Below are 20147 nucleotides of genomic sequence, written 5' to 3'. Positions count from 1 at the left end.
ATCCCGAGAATCAGGGGGTGGGCGGGGCGGAGTTCTGGGGGGCCGGGGGCGCTATGCTGTGGCGCATCCACAACCGGACGCGGAGATGCCTTCGCGCAACGGCGCCCTCGACGAGGAGGACCCCACCCCATGTCTTCCCCAGGTCACGTCCCCCTCCCGGACCGCTCCGCCCTGCCCTCCCCGGCCACGCCCCTGGTTGGTCGGGCACGAGAGGCAGAGGAGGTCCGAGCCCTGCTGGGTCGCCCGGAGGTCTCGCTGCTCACCCTAACCGGGCCGGGCGGGGTGGGCAAGACGCGGCTCGCGCTGGAGGTCGCCCGGGGGCTCGCGGGCGAATTCGAGGACGGGGTGACCTTCGTGGGGCTCGCGCCCGTGCGGGACCCGGGCGGGGTGCTGGGAGCCCTGGCGGCGGCCCTGGGGCTTCAGGAATCGCAGCGCCCCACCGGAGATGTATTGCGCGACTTCCTGCGCGGGCGGCAGCGGTTGATCGTGCTCGACAACTTCGAGCAGGTGCTGGGCGCCGCCCCCGAGGTGGCCGACCTCCTGCGCGGCGCCCCGGACCTCACCGTGCTGGTGACCAGCCGCTCGCCGCTGCGACTGTACGGCGAGCACGAGTTCGCCGTGCCGCCGCTGTCCCTGCCGAGTCCTCGGGGGGAGGGCGAGGCGGTGCAGCTTTTTCTGGAGCGGGTGCACGCCGTGCAGCCGGGCTTCGCGCCCACGCCCGACCGCCTCGTCACGCTGGGCCAGATCGTCTCGCGGCTGGACGGGCTGCCCCTCGCCATCGAACTCGCGGCGGCGCGGGTGCGGCTGCTGCCCCCCGCCACCCTGCTCGCCCGGCTGGACAACCGCCTGGGCCTGCTGCGCGGCGGCGCCCGCGACCTGCCCGACCGGCACCAGACCCTGCGGGCGACCATCGACTGGAGCTTCGGGCTGCTCGCCCCCGAGGAGCAGCGGCTCTTCGCCCGGCTGGGCGTGTTCGTGGGGGGCTGGTCGCTGGAGGCTGCCGAGGCGGTGTGCAACGTGGACGGCGACCTCGACGTGCTGGAGGGCCTCACCTCGCTGGCGGAAAAGAGCCTGGTGCGCCAGCTCCCGGGGGACGACGCGCGTTTCGGCATGCTGGAGACGCTGCGCGAGTACGCCCTGGAGCGGCTGACGGAGGCGGGGGAGCTGGACCTGATGCGCTCCCGCCTCGCGGAACACGCGCTCGCCCGGGTCCTCGACCTGCACGCCGCCCTGCGCGGGCCCCAGCAGGCCCGGACGTACACGCGGCTGGAGGCCACCCGGCCCAACCTGCTGGCCGCCATGCGGGTCTGGCTGGAACGGCAGCCCGGGCGTCTGGGCGACTTCGCCCGCACGCTGGGCTGGATGTGGTCCCTGCGCGCGGACTACGAGGCCGCGCCCCTGCTGGACGAAGCGCTGGGCCGGGGCCACGAGTTGCGCGGCTCCCCCCGGGGGTGGGTGCTGTACGCCCGCTCGGTGATGGACTTCCGGCGCGGGGCCTTCGGGGACGCGGGGCGCCTGGCGCGGGAGAGCCTAGCCGCGTTCGGCGAGGCCGGGGACCGGGAGGGCGAGGCCTACGCCCGGAACGCGCTGGGCCTGAGCGTGATGCCGCAGGACCGGGCCACCAGCCGCGCCGAATTCGGGGCGAGCCTGGGGACGACCCGCGCCTCAGGCGACACCTGGCTGACCACGCTGAACCTCAGCCTGCTCGGCTGGCTGGACGTGCTGGAGGAGCGCCTGGACGAGGCCGAGGCCCACCTGGGGGAGGCGGGCGAGCTGGGCACGCGGCTCGGGGAACGCAGCCTGTTGGGCTGGGTGGACCTGGCCCGCGCTGGGCTGCACCTGCGGCGCGGCGACCTCCCACCTGCGGAGGAGGTGCTGCGGGCGGCGCTGGCGGAGGCGGTTCGGGTCGGCGTGCCCCCCGTTCAGGCCGCCGCCGTGCAGGGCCTCGCCATGCTCGCCGCTCGGCGTGGGCAGGACGAGCACGCGGCGCGGCTCTGGGGCGCGGGCGAGGGGCTGCGGGAGACGCGCAACATCATCGCCCCCGTCGAGCGCCAGATGTTCGAGCCCGCACTCCCCGAGGTGCGCCGCCGCCTGGGGGAGGAGCGCTTCACGCGGGCGCTAGAGGAGGGCCGCGCCCTGTCCGAGGCCGAGGCACTGACCCTGACGCTCACGCCGGAGACGTCCCCAGTGCCGCCTACCCCCCCCGGCGCGGCCCCGGGCGACCCCCTGGTGACCCTGACCCCCCGCGAGGCGGAGGTGCTGGCCCTGCTGGCGCGTGGCCTGAGCAACAAGCAGATCGCGGCCCGGCTGGGGAGCGGGGTATACACGGTCAACGACCACGTGAGTTCTGTCTACGCCAAGCTCGGCGTGCGGGGCCGCGCCGCAGCCACCCGGTACGCGCTGGAACAGGGCCTGGCCTGACCCGTGGAACTCCCACCTGGGAGACGGTCGGGGACTGAACCCTTCACCACCTGTCCGCCTCGTTTCCCGGCCCTCCCGTGTGGCACCGGGTGATGCTGTTCGAGAGCGGCGAGTACGTCCTTCAACCGCGTCAGAGTGGTCAAGCTTTCAGCCCTTGTGGAGCTGGCCCGCCGCCCGCCTGCTCCGTCTGAAGCAACTCTGCCAGGGGAAGGGCTGCTTCACGGCGCTGATCGTCGTAACGGCTGCCGACCCCGTCTTGCGGGTTACGGGCCTGGGGCGTTGCTCCCCGTCTTGAGGTTCTGGCCACTCGCCAGCCCCCGCCACGCCGTGACCTTACCCCCCGACCGGACCGGATGAACGCTTCCCGCGCCGACTCGCCTCCGAAGCCGTTTCTTCACCCTCTTGGTTGGGCGTGGGCGGGTGTGTCCTAGACGGGCTAGGGATGTGGGTTGGCCCACCAAGGCAGACAGGCGAACGCGTCAGCCTGAAGCGACGGGCTCCACCACCCGGTGCGGCCTGGAGCTTCACTCCGGCCTTCACCAGATTTTTCTTCCCGGACAGTGAGGGATCGGTCATCTCCGGTGCTTTTGACGGACAGTATCTTGCCCGCATGTCCATCCAGCCCGGGGCGGACGCTCCTGCGCGCGTGCCCCTGAGTGAGCGCCTGCAAGACGTCACCGAAGCTCTCGCCGCGACGAGCACGCCCGAGGACGTGTTCTCGATCGTCTTGCAACCTGCCCTCGGCGCCCTGAACGCCGTCGCGGGCGCCGTGCTCCTGGTGCAGGGTGAGCGCCTGGAGGTCGCCGCCGCCCAGGGGGACGAGGAGGGGGCCCAGACCCTGTGGCAGGACGGTCCCCTGAGCGACCACGTTCCTGCCGGGGACGCCCTGAAGGGGCACGAGGCCCTCTATTTCGAGCATGAGGGTGACCTCACCCGCGCTTACCCGGAGCTGGAGGCCCGGACGGGTGGGGTGGCCGCCGGCGCCACCGCCGTGCTGCCCATGTTCCTCGACGAGGCTCCCCTGGGCGTCATCGTCCTCGACTTTCAGGAGCCTCACAGGTTCACGCCCGAGGAGCGGCGCTTCCTGCGCACCCTGGCCTCCCAGTGCGCCATCGCCCTGGGCCGTGCCCGGCTGACGCTGGACCTCCAGCGGCAGGTGCAGGAGCGCACCCGGGACCTGACCCGGCAGAACGCCGAACTCGAAGCCATTCTGAACAGCCTCCCCGAAGCGGTCTACGTGGGCGGCGCGGGCGGAATCACCCGCGCCAATCCGGTCGCGCTGGAGATGCTGGGCTTCGGGACCCTGGGCGACCTCAACCGCAACATCCACCTGCTCGCCGAGCAGCTTCAGAACCGCAACCCGGACACCCTGGAACGGCTCGCCCCCGAGGAGGAGGCCTTCGCCATCGCCCTGGGCGGCCAGCCCCACACCTACGACGTGCTCGTGCGCCACCTGCGGACGGGGGAGGACCGGTTGATCCGCTCCTCCGCCGCGCCCATTCGGGTCGACGGCGAGGTGGTCGCCGCCGTCGCCATCAACCGCGACCTCACGGACAGCCGCCAGATGCAGGAGTTGCGTGCCCTGAACGCCCGGCTCGAGGAGCGCGTCCACGAGCGCACCCGGGAGTTGGAGAACAGCAACGCCGAACTGGTCGCGCGCAACCGGGCCCTCACCGCGTTCGAGGAACTCAGCCGCGACCTCTCGCTCGTCACGGACCCGGGGGCCCTGATCCGCCGGGCGCAGGGGGTGCTGTATGACCTGCTGTCCCTGAGCGTCACGGCGTACTACGAGCGCGAGGGCGACCGCTGGTACGTCCGCAGCCTGCTGGGGGAGTACGGCAACGACGAGTTGAGGCGGGCCCACGACGGGGGGTTGCCCCACGACCGGACGGGCAGTCTGCGGGTCCCCTTCGAGACGGGGGAGCCGTACTACCAGTCCCAGTACGACCCCCGGACCGACCACCTGGCCGAACACGTGCCCCAAGTGGCGGCCTCCGCGATGTTGCCCCTCAGGGCCGGGGGCGCCGTGCGGGGTGTCCTGGGCCTGGCGCGGTACGGGCGGGAGGGCTGGAGCGAGGTGGACCGGACCGTCATCGAGACGGCCCGGCAGAGTCTGGAACTGGCCCTGGACCGGGGGGTGAAGTCGGCGGAGCTGGACGAGGAACGCGCGGCTCTGGCGGCCTTCGCCGCGTTAACCGAGGCCGCGGGCGCGGAGACGGACGTCCGCGCCCTCGCGCGGCAGGCCACCGAGGTGCTGCGGGCGCGCTTCCCGGAGGGCAGCGCCGTGTACCTCGAACCCGAGGGCGAGCGGTGGAAGGTCCGGGTGTGGAGCGGCGACCTGGGGGAGGACCTCGTGGCCCTGCTGACGGCGGGGGTTCCGCACAAGACCCCCGCCCTCGCGGCGGCGGTACGCGAACGGCAGGCGGTGTTCACCAACGCCTGGGACGCCCAGCGCGAGCGGATGGCCCTCACGGAAGCGTATGGCAGCGCCGCTCACAAGCCCATGATCGTGGACGGCGAGGTGCGCGGCGTCCTCGCGCTGGGGCTGCGGGGCAGTCGGCAGTGGCGTGAGCGCGACCAACTGCTCTTCCGCGCGGTCGGGCGCAGCCTGAACCTCGCCCTGGAGCGGGGAGAGCGGGCCCGGCAACTCGAACGCCAGAACGCCGAACTCGCCGCGCGCACCCGGGCTCTGGAGGGCTTCGCGGACCTCACCCGCGACCTCGCCCTGCACGACGATCCTTACGTGCTGATCCAGCGCGCCCAGGAGGTGGTGCTGTCCCTCCTGCCCGGCGGCTACGCCCTGTACTTCGAGCCCCAGGGCGAGCGCTGGGTCAAGCGGGCCCAGACGGGGGACCTGCGCAGCGAGGCCCTCCAGGCCGTGGCAGACGCCGGTCTTCCGTACCACGAGGCGGGGAACCTCCTCATTCCCTACACGACGCTCGCCCCGTATTACCAGGATCAGTACGCCCAGAACACCGACAATATCGGTGACCTGGTGGCCCACCTCGGCGCGTCCGCCACCTTTCCGGTCCTTCTGAACGGGCGTCCCCAGGGCGTGTTCGCGGTGGTGCTGTTCGGCAAGCCGCGCCCGTGGTCGAGTGCCGAACGCGCGGTCATGGAGACGGTGGTGCGCAGTCTGGGCCTCGCCCTGGAGCGGGCCGAGGGGGTGGGGGAACTCGCCCGGCGCACCCAGGAACTCGCGCGCAGCAACGCCGAGCTGGAGCAGTTCGCGTACATCGCCTCCCACGACCTCCAGGCCCCCATCCGCGCGGTGACGAGCTTCGCCGGGGTGATCGAGCGCAAGTACGGGGAGCACCTGGACGAGCGGGGCCGCCTGTACCTGCGCCAGATCACGAACAGCGGGGAGCACATGAAGCGGCTGGTGGACGACCTGCTCGCCTTTTCGCGCGTGCATACCCAGCAGCGTGAGCCGGTGCTGGTGGACGCCGCCGCGGTGTTCGACGAGGTGGCTCGGCGCCTGAGCGCGGAGGGTGGGCACGCGGACGCGGCCCTCACCCGGGGCGAGTTGCCGGTGGTGCTCGCCGACCGGCAGCAACTCGATCAACTGTTGCAGAACCTGATCTCGAACGGGCTGAAGTACCGCCGCGAGGGGGTGGCACCCCGGGTGCACGTTTCTGCCGAACGCGACGGGAACTTCTGGCGCTTCTCGGTCCAGGACAACGGGATCGGAATTGAGCCCCAGTACTTCGAGCGCATCTTCGTGATCTTCCAGCGCCTGCATGGCCGGGAGGCGTTCGAGGGCACGGGGATCGGGCTCGCCGTGTGCAAGAAGATCGTCGAGCGGCACGGCGGGCGGCTGTGGCTGGAGAGCACCCCGGGCCACGGCTCGACCTTCTTCTTCACCCTCCCGGAGGGGTGACGGCAGCCGGAGGGAGGGGGCAGGGGCCAGTGGACGCGTCCGCTGCTCGCACCGAGGAGGAAGAAAACCGTCATTCCGGGCCGACGAAAGGCCCGCCCTCAACGGGACTTCGGCAGGGTAAAGCCGAACGTCGCGCCCTCGCCGCCCGCGCTGTGGGCCGACACCTGCCCTCCATGCCGCGTGACGATCCGGCGCACGTTCGCCAGCCCCACGCCCGTGCCCTCGAACTCCTCCTGATGGTGGAGGCGTTGAAACACCCCGAACAGCTTCTCGCCGTAGGCCGAGTCGAAGCCTACCCCGTTGTCCCGCACAAAGATCGCCCACTCGTCCGGCCGCTCCTGAGCCCAGACCTCGATGAGCGCTGCCTCGCGCGTGCGGGTGTACTTCAGGGCGTTGTCCAGGAGGTTCACCAGCACCAACCACAGCAATCGGGCGTCGCCCGGCACCACGGGCAGGGGACCGCAGGCCCACTCGACCCTGCGGTCCCCCGCGTCCACGGCGAGTTGGGCCTGAACGTCACGCACGAGCGCGCTCAGGTCCACCTGGCCCACCTCCATCTCCTGAAGGCCGGAGCGTGAGAACGCGAGCAGCCCCCCGATCAGGGCGTCCATGCTGTGCGCGGAACGCTCGATGGTCTCCAGGTACTTCAGGGTCTGCCCGTCGGCACCCTCGCCCAGGTGACGGCGCAGCAGGCCCGCGAAGGACCCGACGTGCCTCACCGGACTGCGCAGGTCGTGCGAGACCGAGTAGGCGAAGGCCTCCAGGCCCGCGTTGGCCTGCTCCAGCCGGGCGGCCTGCTGAGCGAGCCTCACCGCGCCCTCCTCCAGGGCCGCGTTGCGCTCGGCCAGTTCCGCCGTCCGCGCCGCGACCTTGCTCTCCAGTTCGCGGTTGAGTTTGCGCAACTCCGCCTCGGCGAAGCGCGCGCGCAACAGCGCCTGCACCGTGGCGAGCAGGACGGCAGGCTCGATAGGGTGGGTGAGGTAGGCGTCGGCGCCGCCCTGAAGGCCCCGCACCCGGTCGGCGTCCGCGAGGCGCGCGGCGGACACCATCAGGATCGGCACGTGCAGCGTCCCGGGCCCCTCCCGGAGCTGACGGGCGACCTCAAGGCCGCTCAGGTCCGGGAGGTTGACGTCGAGCACGATCAGGTCCGGCTCCTCGCGGGCCGCGGACAGGGCCTCTTGCCCGGTGCTTGCCTCCCGCACCCCGTAGCCGCCTGCCTGGAGGGTGCGAACCGTCACGTAACGGCCCGCCGCGTTGTCATCGACCACGAGCACGCGCGGCTCACTCATGCGGAAGCTCCGCGTGCCGGACCGCGCGCCACAGGGCGGTCATGAGTTCGGCCGTGTCGCCCGCGTAGAGGCGGGCTTTGGCGTGCAGCGACGCGCCGAGGTCCTCCAGTTCGGCACGCTCCGCGGGGTCCAGCACCTGGGACGTCACGATCAGCACCGGCACGCCCCGTGTGGCCGTGTGAGCACGTAACTCCCGCAGCACCGCCGTGCCGGGCAGGTCGGGCATGTTCAGGTCCAGCAAGGCCGCGTGGTAGGGACGTTCAAGGGCGTGTGCCAGACCCTCGCGTCCGCCGGGCGCCGCATGCACCTCGAAGTGTTCGCGGGACAGCAGGGTCGTCAGCAGGTAGCGGTCCGCCTCGTTGTCGTCGATGACGAGCACCGCTGGGCGTGCGGCGGGGGTGGGCACTTCGCCCGGGTCGTCCGGTTCGGGAGTGTGAACCTCGGGTGTGTCTGGAAATACCAGCGGAATGTCCGCATAGAACAGCGACCCTGCGTTCGGCCCGCTCTGCACCCCGACGCGGCCTCCCAGCAGCTCCGCGAACTTCCGGGCGATGGACAGGCCCAGCCCGGTGCCTCCAGCCGCGGCTCGGCCCGCCCCGCCCACCTGCGCGAAGTCCTGAAACAGCCGGGACTGGTCGGCGGGGGGAATGCCGATGCCGGTGTCCTGCACCGAGAAACGAACGGTTCCACCCGCCGGATCCGCCGTGGCCGACACCCGGACCTCGCCTCTCGCGGTGAACTTGAGGGCGTTGGCGATGAAGTTGCGCAGAATCTGGGAGACCTTGCCCTCGTCGGTCGTGAGGAGGGGCACGTCTCGCGGCTCCTCGAACACCAGCCGCACATCGGGGTTGGTGACCAGGGGCGCGAAGAGGGCCCGCAGCGCCCCGAACATCGAACCCACCGCGAAGGTCGTCACATGCACGTCGGTCTTGCCCGCCTCTACCTTGGCGAGGTCGAGCAGGTCGTTCACCATGCCCAGCAGGTCGCCCGCCGCGCCCTGCATCAGCTCCAGTTGCTTGTGCTGCTCGGGGGTGAGGTCGCCGTCGAGCCGCGCGAGCAGGATGCGGGCCAGGCCCAGGATGGAGTGCAGCGGCGTGCGCAACTCGTGGCTCATGTACGACAGGAAGGTCGTCTTGAGCTGATTGGCCTCGCGCAGCCGCTCGGCCTTCTCCTCCAGCTCGGCGTACAGAGCGACCACGCCGCGGTTGGTGTCCTCCAATTCCTGGTTGACGAAGCGCAGGCGCTCCTCGCGTTCGGCCAGGGCTGCCAGGGTCTCCAGCAGCTCCTGGTTCTGGGCTTGCAGAGCGGACACCGGATCGCCCGGTGGGGTGCGTCCCAGGTTCGAGGCAGCCCGCTCCAGGTCGAGGGCATTCAATGTGCCCGGCAGCCGTTTGCCCACCCGCACGGTTGTGCCCGTTCCGGGGGCACTGTGCACGTGGAAGGTGTCCATCAGGCGCCGGGAGCCTGCCAGGCCCACGCCCATGCCGGTCCTCGACTCGTACCCACCGCCGAGGATCTGCTCCAGATTCCTGATGCCCGGCCCGCGGTCCCCCACCTCGACGACGAGCAGCGGCGGGGCGGCTGAGGTCTCCACGTCGAAATGCACCCGGCCCCCGCCTGCGTAGCTCAGGGCGTTGCGGGCGAGTTCGGACACGACGGTCGCCACGCGTACTCCCTCCTGGGAGGGAAGGTGCAGCAGCCCGGCGATCTGCTTGGCGCGCGACCGGGCGTCCACCACGTCGCGCTCGGACCGCACGTGGACGGTCAGCAGCCTCACGGCGTGCCCTTCACGACAAGGACGGTCACGTCGTCCCGCCCGCGGGCGTGGTCGCGGTACAGTACGCCCGCGATGAGGGCGGCAGGTTTGCGCAGCAACCCCACGTACCGCTCGGGATTCCAGGTAGACGTCAGCCCGTCGGAGTGCAGCACGAGGACGCTGTGCCCTGTCCACGGCAGCGTGTACGCCTGCCCCCGGGGCGCGGTGAGGCCCAGCGTGCCGTTCTGCGACACCAGGCCGCGTCGGCTTCCGTCCGTGATGACCGTGGCGCCGATGTTGCCCATCCCGCTGAACACGACCTCGTGATGGCCGGGCCGCACCACCGCCACGCCCGCGACCCCGCCGCGCGTGCCGCGCATCCCCTCGTGCACGGCCTGGAGGAGTGCTGCCGGGTCAGTGGCCCCCGCCGCGTCGAAGGCGGCCCTGGCGGCGCGGGCGGCGGCGTTCGCGCCGATGCCGTGCCCGAGGCCGTCCACCACGAGGACGCTCACCCCATCGGGCGACAGCGACACCGTCGCCCCGTCCCCGCAGACCGTCTCGCCGGGGTACGGAACCTGCACCACTCCGATGTCGAATGCCTCCGCCTCCCCACCCGGGGTCGCCTCCACCCGGGCCAGCACCGCCGTGCCCAGGCCGGGTGCCGAGTGCAGGTCGAAGGCGGCGGACAGGCGGCGCACCGCGCCGAGGCCGGTGCCGGACGTGCCCGCCGTGGAGTACCCGTCACGCAACATCTCGGCGGGGCGGGCAAGGCCCGGGCCACGGTCCAGGGCCAGGATTTCCAGGCCGGGCGCGGCCCGCTGTTCCACGGCGCGCACCAGCACCTCGCCGCCGCCCGCGTGCTTGACGAGGTTGGAGGCGAGTTCGGTCACGATGATCGCCACCTCGCCCTGACGCACCTCACCCAGCCCCAGGGTGCGCGCGAACTCCACGCTGCCGCGCCGGGCGTCCCCGACGCCGCTCGCCTCGTGGATGACGTACCTCAGGCCGGGCCGCATGTCGCCTCCCACCCTTTCAGATTCGGGGGGCAGCGGAATGAAGCGCCCGGCTCACAACGGCAGCCTTTTCCACATGGTTCGGGGGCGACTCTCCCCATCACTTCCACTTCGTGGCGGTGACGCGGGTGCCCACGCCGGGCGTGGAGTCGATCTGGAACTCGCCCACGAGCCGCTTCGAGCCGCCCAGACCCAGACCCAGGCCGCTGCCGGTCGTGAAGCCGTCTTGCAGGGCCCGCCCCACGTCGGGAATGCCCGGCCCCTGGTCCTCAAAGGTCATGCGCAGGCCCACGCGCCCGCCCCCCTCCACGCGCTCCAGCCGCGCCACGCCTCCTCCTCCGTGAACGAGTGTGTTGCGCGCCAGCTCGGAGGCGGCGGTGACGAGCTTCGTCTGCTCGACGAGGCTGAATCTGACCGCCACCGCCAGCGCGCGGACCGCGTGGCGCACCCGCACGACGTCCTCCTCACTGTGGATGGGGAGGGGCTCAGACGCCGCGCCCGTCACCCGTCACGTCCGCCTTCGGGCCGTCCACGCGGGCCGTCGATGGAGGCCCGCAGTCTCCGCATGCCCTGATCGACGTTCAGCGCGGTGCGCACGTGCTGCCAGGTGACGCCCAGTTCCACCAGCGTGATCGCCACGGCGGGTTGCATGCCGACGATCATGGTCTCCGCGTCCAGCACCCGGCTCATTGCGGCGATGTTGCCCAGCACCCGCCCGATGTACGAGTCCACGATGTCCAGCGCGGAGATATCGATCAGGACGCCGCGCGCTCCCGTGCGGGCGATGGCGTTCGTGAGGTCGTCTTGCAGGGTCAGCGCGAGGCGGTCGTGCAGGTCCACCTGAATCGTGACGAGCAGGCAGTCCCCGAGCCGCAGGATCGGCAGGCGGTCCATAGCAGGCTCAGGCGCCCGGGAGGCCGCGCTGCACCCGGAAGCCGGTGCGCTCCATGGCGATCTGGAGCGCGTCGGCCAGCGACGCCTTGGTGGTCACGCCGCTCAGGTCGATGCCCAGATGCACGATGGTCTGCGCGATCTGGGGCCGGATGCCGCTGATAATGCAGTCCGCGCCCATGAGCTGTGCCGCAGCGACGGTACGCAGCAGGTGTTGCGCCACCAGGGTGTCCACCGTGGGCACTCCCGTGATGTCGATGATCGCCAGGGTGGAGCCCGTCTCGACGATGCGCTCCAGCAGCGTCTCCATCACGACCTGGGTGCGCTCGCTGTCCAGGGTGCCGATGAGGGGCAGCGCGACCACGCCGTCCCAGACCTTCACTACCGGGGTGGACAGCTCCAGCATCTCCTGGCGCTGGCGCTCGAGGATCGCCTCCCGGCTGCGCTGGTAGACCTCGACGGTGTAGAGCCCGAGCCCGTCGAGCAGCGAGGTCAGCGTCCACAGCGCGTCGGCCAGGTTCGCGCCGGAGCCCTCCCGCAGGCGCTCGAACAGCGGCTGCTTGAGCGAGAAGACGAAGGTCGCCACCTCGGAAAAGGAGAAGCCCTGGGCGGCGCGCTGCCGGGACAGGTCCTCCAGAAAGGCGCGGACCTCGGTCCAGTTCCCCGCCCCGGTGTCCAGGAGGTTGCCCGCACTCACCGCCCGCGAGAAGTGACGCAGGAACTCCCGCGACTGCGCGGTCAGTTCTGCCTCGCCGATGAGATCGCGGCGCAGGGTCGGCGCGGCGAGCTGCTCACGCAGCCAGCTTTGCAGCAGCGCCTCGGGCTCGTGCTGCACGGCTTGAACAACGGTCTGTTGGGGGGTATCCATAGGAGGTGGTGGGGCGGGCGGGCCAGAAGCGCTCTGATCAGCCCTTTCCCCGGCAGAGTCTAGCAACCCGGACTCCTCGCAGCGTTCAGGCCGGGTTGCGTTCGACTGGCCGCGTCCCGGGAGACGGCAGCACCCGTTTGAACCAGAAGTCGTTGAGGGCCACCAGGGCCGCGTGCAGGTCATCGGGCGCGTCCGGTTTGATCAGAAAAGCGTTGGCGTACTGATGGTAGGCACTCCACACCCGCCGGTCATCCCCGTGGCCCGAGAGGACGATCACGGGAAGATGCGCGGTCTCCTCGTTGCCTTTCATCGCCTGGAGCAACTCAAGACCCGACGGGGACGGCACGACGAGGTCGAGCAGCACCAGTCGGGGACGGTGGCGGCGAAAAAACGCCAGGGCCTCCTCGCCGTCCCTCGCCACGTGTACGTCCAGGGCCGGGTTGATCGACTGGAGGAGCCGCCGGGTGAGGTACGAGTAGGCCTCGTTGTCCTCGACGAGCAGAACCGATGAGGACGCGGAGTGCATGAATGCTCAGTATAAGGAGGTTCCATACTCCATCTGTCCGAACGTCACCAAAGAGGGGTTTGGCGGGGTGGAACCAGGGGGCGAAGAGGGATGAGGGCGGACAGGAAAGGGGGAGAAGTGCCGCAGCCCCATTCCCCCTTCCGCAGTCGGTCCCTCCTTTGTTTGCGGGTGTCCCCGTCACCCGGGTCCGCCCCTCTGCTGGTGCCCCGTGATCCGTCCTCGCCCTGGCGGAGCCTGCGGTCCTGTTCCGTGACGGCCTTCCCCGGCCTGTGACGGGAGGAGATGTGAAATGGGCAAACCCAGTGAGAGAGGCAGACCTCCCGGTCCGCACGTCCCCAGGGCGGGAAGGGGCGCCGTCTGGCGCGGTCTACGCCGTGACCGTGCCGCTCTCCTCGGACGTGACCTGCTCTCGCGGCTGATCTGTGGGGCGCGGGCGTCGCTGATCGTCGGGGTGGTCGCCAACAGCGTCGCGGTCGTGATCGGCGTGCTGTGGCACGGCCTTGTCGGCAAGCTCGTCATGCGTTTCACCAACGTGATGGTGGAAGAGAGGACGAGGTACGGCACGGCGAACTGCCGTTGATGCAGCGTCCCTTCGTAAGGCATAAACAAGGCACGCCCACACCGCCTCAGCCCAAAAGAAAAACACCTTCAGCGGGAAGTTCTCTTGGCGCGCCCGAAGAGATTCGAGCTCTTGGCCTTCTGATCCGTAAGTGTAAGCTCACCCACTACCCGGGCCGCAACAGACGCTCTCTTCGACATTTCCAGTTCCCGGCTCAGGCCCCTCCGTTTAGCATCTGTAAGGGCTCCCCACTTCCTGCCTGCGTAAGGCACGGACAAGGCATGGCCTGCTCAAGCGCGGAGGGGGGCTTCCTCGGGCCCACCCCCGACACGTCCCTGACCTGCTGAGTAGTCCGGGTGGGTGTCCGAACATGTCCTGTCATCGCCGCAGCCCCCCGTTCGCGCCGAGGTACAGCATGGCCTTAAGCGGCTGGCCGATTCTCGTGAGCAAGCCCCGCCTTCGCCGGACGTACCCCGAGGCCCGGCGTAGAGACGTACCAGACATGCTGTATCTGGCTTCAGGAGTCGGCTCGTCCAGTGTCCCAGCGCTTGACAAAAGCCACAGGCTCATCCAAGCTTAGTTTATCTAATTAACTAATAGGTCTGGGGGTCTCATGTTGGAGGGCCACAACGCGTCACGCATTCGGCAGCAGAACCTGCAGGCCATCGTCGGCTCCCTCAGAAGTTCCGGGACCAGTTCGCGTGCAGCCCTGGCGGAGCGGCTGGGGCTGAGCCGTCCTACCCTCACACACGCGCTGCGCGAGTTGATCGCCGCAGAGTTGGTGGTCGAGCTGGACGAGCGACAGACCGTGAATGCCACCGGACGACGGCGCGCCGTGGTCGCCCTGAATGCCGCCGCCGCCCATGTCCTGAGCGTGGACATCGGCGGCACCAAGACGGCCCTGGCCCTGCACGACCTGCGTGGCGAGATCTGCGCCGAGCAGGTCATCCCCACCCCGACGGCCAACCTGACCGCCCTGACCGGCGCCGTGCGAGCTGGACATCGACAGCTCGCCGGGCAGCACGGTCTGGCTGCGGAGCCCATCGCGCTCGCGGCGGGTGTGCCCGGCGTCGTGCGCCCGGACGGCCGGATCGACAACGTTCCGAATCTGCCCATCCTGCACGGCGCCCCGCTCGGTGAGGCGCTGGCGGGACTGTTCGCGGGCGTGGCCCCCGGGAACGTGACGGTCGAGAACGACGTCAACCTCGCGGCGGTCGGCGAGCGGCTCTACGGCGTCGCCCGCGACCTTGACCATTTCGCTTACCTGGCCCTGGGCACCGGCCTTGGGGCAGGAGTGTTCTCTGGCGGGCGCCTCCTGCGCGGCGCCCAGGGGTACGCGGGAGAACTTGGAGAGTGGCGACTTCAGCGCACGGAATCCCGTTCGTTGGAGAGCGAGCTCAGTGGCGAGGCCCTGCGCCTGAGCGCCGCAGGGCGGGGCTGGCCGGCCGCCACCACGTTCGAGATCGTGGCGGCGGCCCTGCGCGGTGAACGCGCGGCGCTAGAGGCCGTGTTCGACCTCCTCGACAGGCTGGCCCACGCCTCGGCCCAACTGCACACCCTGCTCGACCTTCAGGCCGTCGTGCTGGGGGGTGGTCTGGGCGCGGCCCTGCTGGCGCGGTGGCCGGGCGAGTTGCACGCTGCCCTGCACCGTCACCACCCCAGGCCACCCACACTCCTCGCCTCGGCGCTCAACGAACACGCCACCCTGCATGGAGGTGCCGCCTGGGCCGTGACGCGGGCCTGGGACCACCTCGCCGCCGTGCGCCTCGCCGCTCCACGTGCGGCACCCCCGCGCCGCCCTGGCCCTGCCGCCCTCTCCTCGACCCTGGGAGGTCAAGTATGAACAAGGTCCTGTCTCGCGCCGCGCTCCTTGCTGCCACCTGCGCCCTGAGCGCCGCTCCCCTCACCGCGGGTGCCCAGGGCTCGCCCAAGGTCATCACCTTCTGGACCGCCGAGATGGCGTCGTACGAGCCACTCATGAACGGGCTCATCAAGCAGTTCGAGACCCAGAACCCGGGCGTGCAGATCAAGTGGGTGGACGTGCCCTTCGGCGAGGTCCAGACCCGCCTCGTGCAGGCCGTCGCGGCGGGGCGCGAGCCTGACGTGGTGAACCTCTCCTACGAGTGGACCCACCGCTTCGCCGCCGAGGGGGCCCTCGTGCCGCTGCAGAAGTACCTCAGCAAGCAGGACCTCGCCTCGTACCTGCCCAACATCCTGTCGGCGATGCGGTACGGCAACGACGTGGGCGCGCTGCCGTACTACCTCACCACCGAGGTCGTGCTGTGGAACAAGGACATCTTCCGGCAGGCTGGCCTCGACCCCAACAAGGGCCCCACGAGCGACGCGGACCTGCTGCGCATGGGGCGGCAGATCAAGGCGAAGACCGGCAAGTACGCCTTTATGCCCACGGGCACCATCCTGGGCAACCCGTACAACTTCTTCCGGTCGTACAACATCCCGCTGCTGAGCGCCGACGGCAAGCGGGCCGCCTTCAACACCCCGCGCGCAGTGGCCGCCCTTAAATTCTGGAAGGCCGCCTACGACCAGGGCCTGATGCCCGAGGAGACGCCCAGCGCCGAGTTCAAGGAGGAGGTGACCCGCTTCGGTGCCGGGGACCTCGCCATCGCCATCACCGGGCCGTGGTTCGTGGGGAGCCAGCTCATTCCGAACGGTTTTGACATTGGCAAGCTGGGCATCGGGGCGTACTACGGCATCCCGAACGCGGCCACGATGGACGTGGCGGTGATGAGCGGCAGCAAGTACCCCGCCGAGGCTGCCAAGTGGGCCCGCTTCGTGACGAGCGACACGGCCATGCTGGCGCACGCGCGGTTTACCAACGGCACGGAACTGCCCGGCACGACGCAGGCCCTCAGGAGCAATTTCTTCAAGCAGCCCGAGACGAGCGCCAAGACGGCCGCCCTAAATCAGGCGTACACCACCCTCAAACGCATCTCCGCCTCGCAGATGCTGCGGGCGAGGATCAGCCCACCCAAGATCAGCACCGAGCGCTATGACGAGCTGACGACCGCCCTCAAGGACGCGGTCAAGGCCTCGCTGCTGGGGCAGAAGGACCCGCAAAAAGCCCTGGCGGATGCCCAGGCGACCTGGAACAAAGTTCTCGCGGCCCGCTAGGCCGGGCCTCCAACCTCACGACCATGCGTGCTCCCTCCTCCCTTGCGCCCGCCGTCTCCGCCCCGACCAGGCGCCCGCGGCCCGCCCCGTGGCGCAGTGCCCAGGCGCGCTTCGCCCTCCTGATGGTCGCGCCGGGCCTGCTGCTGTTCACCGTGTTCGGCCTGTATCCCCTCGCCTCCACCGCCTACCTGTCCCTCACGAAATACGACCTCCTGAGCCCACCGCGCTGGGTGGGGCTGGAGAACTACCGGCAACTCGCGCAGGACCCGGTGTTCTGGACGGCCACCCGCAACTCGCTGCTGTACCTGCTGGTGGTGCCGGTCCTCGTGCTGCTGCCACTCGTGCTGGCGGTGCTGGTCAACCGCCCCCTGCGCGGCGTGGGCCTGTTTCGCACCGCCTACTACATCCCGGTCATCACCTCCTCGGTGGTGATCGGCGTGATGTGGAAGTGGATGTACGCCTCCAACGGGCTCCTGAACAGCCTGCTGGCCGGGGCGGGGCTGGAGGGGTGGGTCAAGGCGGCCCTGGGATTCCCGCGCGACCACATCGCGTGGCTTCAGGGCACCGCTGACGCGCCGCTGCTGCCGCTGTTCGCGCTGATGCTGGTGACCCTGTGGCGGTACACGGGCTACTACCTCGTGATCTACCTGGCGGGCCTCCAGAGCGTGAGTTCCGAGTATTACGAGGCGGCGCGCATCGACGGGGCCACGGCGTGGCAGCAGTTCCGCTGGATCACCGTGCCGCTGATGCGCCCGTATATCCTCTTCGTGACCCTGCTGGCGTCCATCTCCGCCCTTCAGGTTTTCGACGAGGTGGTCGTCATGACCGGGCGCCCTCCCGAGGGCGGCGGGCCCTTTCGCGCCACGACGACCCTGGTGTACTACCTGTACGAGAAGGCCTTCGGGCAGGCGCTCGCCATCGGGTACGCCTCGGCGATCTCGCTGGCGCTGGCCGTGCTGACGCTTCTCTTCGGCGTCGTGTACTACCGCGTCGTGCTGCGCGCCGGGAGGGACGTGTGAACCCCGCGCGCGGCCTGAGAACGCTGCCGATCTACGCCCTGCTCCTCCTGATCGCGCTGCTGACCCTGGGGCCTTTCCTGTGGAGCCTGTCCACCTCGCTGCGCGGGCAGGGCGAGAACATCTACGCGCTGCCCGCGCCGCTCTTTCCGCAGCACCCCACCCTCGGCAACTTCTTCCGGCTCACCCGTGAGCTGCCCTCGCCGGGCCTGTGGCGTTTTTTCGGCAACAGCCTGGGGCTGGCCGTGCTCGACACGACGCTCGTGCTGCTGTTCTCCACGCCGATGGCCTACGCCCTGGCGCGGCTGCGCTTTCCGGGCCGCGACCTGATCCTGACCCTGGTGCTCGTGACCCTGCTCGTGCCGGGGGCGGTGCAGATCATCCCGTGGTTTCTCACCATCCAGAAGCTGGGGCTGTACAACACCTACCTCGGCGTGGCGCTGCCCGGCGCGGTGACGGCCTTTTCGATCTTTCTGCTGAGGCAGGGATTTGCCGCCATCCCCAACGAGCTGGAGGAGGCCGGGCGCATCGACGGGGCGAGCGAGTGGCAGACGTTCTGGCGGATCATGCTGCCCTTGGCCCGCCCGGTGCTCGCCACCCTGGTCATCTTCAACTTCGTGGCCTCCCTCAACAACTTTCTGTGGCCGCTGATCGTGCTGGAGGACCGCGACCTCTTCACGCTGCCGCTGGGCCTGTCGTACCTGCAATCGCACTTCAGCTTCGACCAGCGCCTCATCACCGCCGGGGCCGTGCTCGCTACCGTTCCGAGCGTCGTGATCTACCTGCTGTTCCAGCGCGAATTCGTGCGCGGCCTGGAAGGCGCGGTGAAGGGGTGAGGCGCCCACCCACCTCCCGGGGAGTCCGGCGCCCATGAACTTGCTGTTGATTCCCCCCGACGTTCGCCCGCCAACCCTCGATCTTCCCAGCCAGCTCGCGCGGATGGCGGGCGCCGAGGTGCGGGTCCCGCCCCCAGGGGCACTGCCGCAGCTCAACGAGCCGGGCGACACCGACCTGCTGCGGGCGTGGCTGCTGGAGGAGACGTCACACGCGGACGTGCTCGTCGTCTGCCTCTCGGCGGCATGATTCCTGCCCGGCGGGTGAGCGACCCGCTGGAGGACGCCCTGGCCCGGCTGGAGACGTTACGTGAGGTGAAGCGCCAGCATCCGAACCTGCGCGTGTACGCCTTCGGGGTGATCGTGCGGGTCGCCCACGACGACGACCCGCACGAGGAAAAACCCTACTACGGCGAGTGGGGAGCGGGGCTGCGGGCCTACAGCGACGCCTTCGACCGCCACGCACGGCACGGGGCGGGATTCATGGCGGCACTCGAAGACGCACGGACGCAGGTGCCCCCCGACGTTCTGGCGGACTGGACCGCCACCCGCGAGCGCAACCGGGCGCTGCACCTCGCGGCGCTGGACTTGGTCCTGGGCGACGTGATCGAACACCTGTGCCTGACCCTCGACGACACCACACCGTATGGGTTGGCCGCTTTTGACCGCCGCCTGCTGGAGGCGCGGGTGGACGAACTGGGCCTCTGGCGCCGGGTGGACGTGTACCCCGGCGCCGACGAGGTGCCCTGCGCGCTGATCGCCCGCGCCCTGCGCGATGGGGAGCCCCGGGTGTACGTGCACTACTCGGGCGCCCTGGGCGCCGGGGCCGAGCTGATCTACGAGGACCGACCGGCCGGGGAACTGGTGCGGGCCCACCTGCGCGCGGCGGGGTGCAAGCAGGTGGACATCGTGCCAGGCGCGGATTTCGTGCTGGCGATCAACACTCCCGGCACACGGCAAGCTGGGGCCCAGCCCGACTACAGAACGGTGGACACGCCCCACCGCCATCTGCCGGCCTTCGTGGACTTCGTACGGGACAGCCTGGAGGATGGGCGGCGCGTGGTGGTAGCCGACATCGCCTACCCCAACGGCGCCGAGCTGCGCCTGTGGCACCTGATGCAAGACCTGCCCCTGGCACGCCTGACTGGGTACGCGGCCTGGAACACGGCGGGCAATACCCTGGGCAGCGCCATCGCCATGGGCGCGGTGCGGGTGCGCGACGAGCGGGCGCGGGTCGAGGCGCTCTTCGCGCGGATGGTGGACGACGCGCTGTACCAGGGGCGTGTGCGGCCGGAGGTGGAGGCCAGGTTGCCGGGCGCCGATCCCTTCGACCTCGGTCATCACCTTCCGCTCGCCCAGGCCCTCGTCGCCGAGTCCATGATGCCCCTCATGCAGTCGCTGTGGGACCAGCACTTCGCGCACACTGGGTACAGGCTGGAGCCGGAAGAGCCGTATCTCGCCTGGCCACGCCTGTTCACGGGCGTGTTTCCGCTGCTCTTGCGGTGAACAGTGGAACTGCCGAGTCGGAACACCGAGATCGAGGTGTCCTGGCGAAAGAGATCCTGCGGCGCCTCCCGATTGCCGGTGACCTCGGCCTCATCCCGTCCCTGGGGAGCTGTCACCCCGAGGTGGTGCTTGAATTTGCTGTCTCGGGCACTGCCACCTTGCCAAGCGTCTTCGGCACCTCCAGGCGCCGCCACGCGCACAATGTCAACGGCGCCGTTGACACTATACGTACATCGACCTGTTTATGGCCCCTTTTCCCGCTATGAGACGACAATATTCTCACCTCATCAGGTGCTGAGCGCGGCAACTCCTAAGTGGAAGCTCCACTGTGGCGGCTGGTCACGGTTGGTGCCCGTTCCAGCGATCAGAATCGCATTTCCCGGCGTCCTGCCCTTCTCGTCAGGTTCTTTCATGGTCGGATGGCATCGTCGTTGCTCCTGCGGGTCAGGCACGGACA

General features: G+C 70.1%; 14 protein-coding genes and 1 pseudogene. 8 read left to right on the top strand and 7 right to left on the bottom strand.

Going from position 1 to position 20147, the window contains the following annotated elements:
* Positions 1–129 precede the first annotated feature (129 nt).
* The gene (locus DAETH_RS24535; protein WP_319993716.1) at positions 130–2421 is read left to right on the top strand and encodes an ATP-binding protein; all 2292 of its coding nucleotides are present in this window, start codon (positions 130–132) and stop codon (positions 2419–2421) included.
* 610 nt (positions 2422–3031) lie between these two features.
* On the top strand, positions 3032–6301 hold the full coding sequence (locus tag DAETH_RS13090) for a GAF domain-containing protein (protein ID WP_264775319.1): 3270 nt from the start codon (positions 3032–3034) through the stop codon (positions 6299–6301).
* A gap of 98 nt (positions 6302–6399) precedes the next feature.
* Here DAETH_RS13090 and DAETH_RS13085 read toward each other — a convergent pair whose 3' ends face one another.
* From DAETH_RS13085 to DAETH_RS13055, 7 genes are all read right to left on the bottom strand, one after another.
* Positions 6400–7590, bottom strand: a complete 1191-nt coding sequence (locus DAETH_RS13085; protein ID WP_264775318.1) for a sensor histidine kinase — start codon at positions 7588–7590, stop codon at positions 6400–6402.
* On the bottom strand, positions 7583–9367 hold the full coding sequence (locus DAETH_RS13080) for an ATP-binding protein (protein ID WP_264775317.1): 1785 nt from the start codon (positions 9365–9367) through the stop codon (positions 7583–7585). Before DAETH_RS13080 ends, DAETH_RS13085 begins: the two co-directional genes overlap by 8 nt.
* Positions 9364–10362: an ATP-binding SpoIIE family protein phosphatase gene (locus DAETH_RS13075; RefSeq protein ID WP_264775316.1), complete on the bottom strand. Its 999-nt coding sequence runs from the start codon at positions 10360–10362 to the stop codon at positions 9364–9366. The genes DAETH_RS13080 and DAETH_RS13075 overlap by 4 nt, the downstream gene beginning before the upstream one ends.
* A 97-nt stretch (positions 10363–10459) precedes the next feature.
* A complete protein-coding gene (locus DAETH_RS13070) occupies positions 10460–10813 on the bottom strand; it encodes an anti-sigma regulatory factor (protein WP_264775315.1) in 354 nt (117 codons plus the stop codon).
* A 47-nt stretch (positions 10814–10860) separates the two neighbouring features.
* Complete coding sequence (locus tag DAETH_RS13065; protein ID WP_264775314.1) at positions 10861–11253, bottom strand: STAS domain-containing protein; 393 nt, start codon at positions 11251–11253, stop codon at positions 10861–10863.
* Between the two features lie 7 nt (positions 11254–11260).
* Positions 11261–12118: an STAS domain-containing protein gene (locus tag DAETH_RS13060; protein WP_264775313.1), complete on the bottom strand. Its 858-nt coding sequence runs from the start codon at positions 12116–12118 to the stop codon at positions 11261–11263.
* 85 nt (positions 12119–12203) lie between these two features.
* On the bottom strand, positions 12204–12644 hold the full coding sequence (locus tag DAETH_RS13055; RefSeq protein ID WP_264775312.1) for a response regulator: 441 nt from the start codon (positions 12642–12644) through the stop codon (positions 12204–12206).
* Positions 12645–12933: 289 nt separating this feature from the next.
* On the opposite strand from DAETH_RS13055, the gene DAETH_RS13050 reads away from it, so the two are divergent.
* The 6 genes and pseudogenes from DAETH_RS13050 to DAETH_RS13025 all read left to right on the top strand — a co-directional run bounded on the left by DAETH_RS13050 (position 12934) and on the right by DAETH_RS13025 (position 19690).
* On the top strand, positions 12934–13224 hold the full coding sequence (locus tag DAETH_RS13050; RefSeq protein WP_264775311.1) for a hypothetical protein: 291 nt from the start codon (positions 12934–12936) through the stop codon (positions 13222–13224).
* 592 nt (positions 13225–13816) lie between these two features.
* Positions 13817–15046 (top strand): ROK family transcriptional regulator, encoded by a 1230-nt coding sequence (locus DAETH_RS13045; protein WP_264775310.1) that lies wholly within the window; start codon positions 13817–13819, stop codon positions 15044–15046.
* Positions 15043–16335: an ABC transporter substrate-binding protein gene (locus DAETH_RS13040; RefSeq protein ID WP_264775309.1), complete on the top strand. Its 1293-nt coding sequence runs from the start codon at positions 15043–15045 to the stop codon at positions 16333–16335. The genes DAETH_RS13045 and DAETH_RS13040 overlap by 4 nt, the downstream gene beginning before the upstream one ends.
* A 23-nt stretch (positions 16336–16358) precedes the next feature.
* Positions 16359–17354, top strand: coding sequence for a carbohydrate ABC transporter permease (locus tag DAETH_RS13035; RefSeq protein WP_319993715.1), 996 nt, complete (start codon positions 16359–16361; stop codon positions 17352–17354).
* The gene (locus tag DAETH_RS13030) at positions 17351–18187 is read left to right on the top strand and encodes a carbohydrate ABC transporter permease (RefSeq protein WP_264775308.1); all 837 of its coding nucleotides are present in this window, start codon (positions 17351–17353) and stop codon (positions 18185–18187) included. Before DAETH_RS13035 ends, DAETH_RS13030 begins: the two co-directional genes overlap by 4 nt.
* Positions 18188–18221: 34 nt before the next feature.
* Positions 18222–19690, top strand: a pseudogene (locus DAETH_RS13025) (DUF4127 family protein).
* Positions 19691–20147 lie beyond the last annotated feature (457 nt).

It is taken from the genome of Deinococcus aetherius (assembly GCF_025997855.1).
GTDB classification, from domain to species: domain Bacteria; phylum Deinococcota; class Deinococci; order Deinococcales; family Deinococcaceae; genus Deinococcus; species Deinococcus aetherius.
This window is presented reverse-complemented; position numbering and strand designations above follow the sequence as displayed.

What these genes read in the sequence shown, in the direction of transcription:
- DAETH_RS13075 (WP_264775316.1), bottom strand. Translation starts at nt 10,362, where the DNA reads ATGCGGCCCGGCCTGAGGTACGTCATCCACGAGGCGAGCGGCGTCGGG.
- DAETH_RS13045 (WP_264775310.1), top strand. Translation starts at nt 13,817, where the DNA reads ATGTTGGAGGGCCACAACGCGTCACGCATTCGGCAGCAGAACCTGCAG.
- DAETH_RS13040 (WP_264775309.1), top strand. Translation starts at nt 15,043, where the DNA reads ATGAACAAGGTCCTGTCTCGCGCCGCGCTCCTTGCTGCCACCTGCGCC.
- DAETH_RS13050 (WP_264775311.1), top strand. Translation starts at nt 12,934, where the DNA reads ATGGGCAAACCCAGTGAGAGAGGCAGACCTCCCGGTCCGCACGTCCCC.
- DAETH_RS13060 (WP_264775313.1), bottom strand. Translation starts at nt 12,118, where the DNA reads ATGGATACCCCCCAACAGACCGTTGTTCAAGCCGTGCAGCACGAGCCC.
- DAETH_RS13090 (WP_264775319.1), top strand. Translation starts at nt 3,032, where the DNA reads ATGTCCATCCAGCCCGGGGCGGACGCTCCTGCGCGCGTGCCCCTGAGT.
- DAETH_RS13035 (WP_319993715.1), top strand. Translation starts at nt 16,359, where the DNA reads ATGCGTGCTCCCTCCTCCCTTGCGCCCGCCGTCTCCGCCCCGACCAGG.
- DAETH_RS13085 (WP_264775318.1), bottom strand. Translation starts at nt 7,590, where the DNA reads ATGAGTGAGCCGCGCGTGCTCGTGGTCGATGACAACGCGGCGGGCCGT.
- DAETH_RS13065 (WP_264775314.1), bottom strand. Translation starts at nt 11,253, where the DNA reads ATGGACCGCCTGCCGATCCTGCGGCTCGGGGACTGCCTGCTCGTCACG.
- DAETH_RS13055 (WP_264775312.1), bottom strand. Translation starts at nt 12,644, where the DNA reads ATGCACTCCGCGTCCTCATCGGTTCTGCTCGTCGAGGACAACGAGGCC.
- DAETH_RS24535 (WP_319993716.1), top strand. Translation starts at nt 130, where the DNA reads ATGTCTTCCCCAGGTCACGTCCCCCTCCCGGACCGCTCCGCCCTGCCC.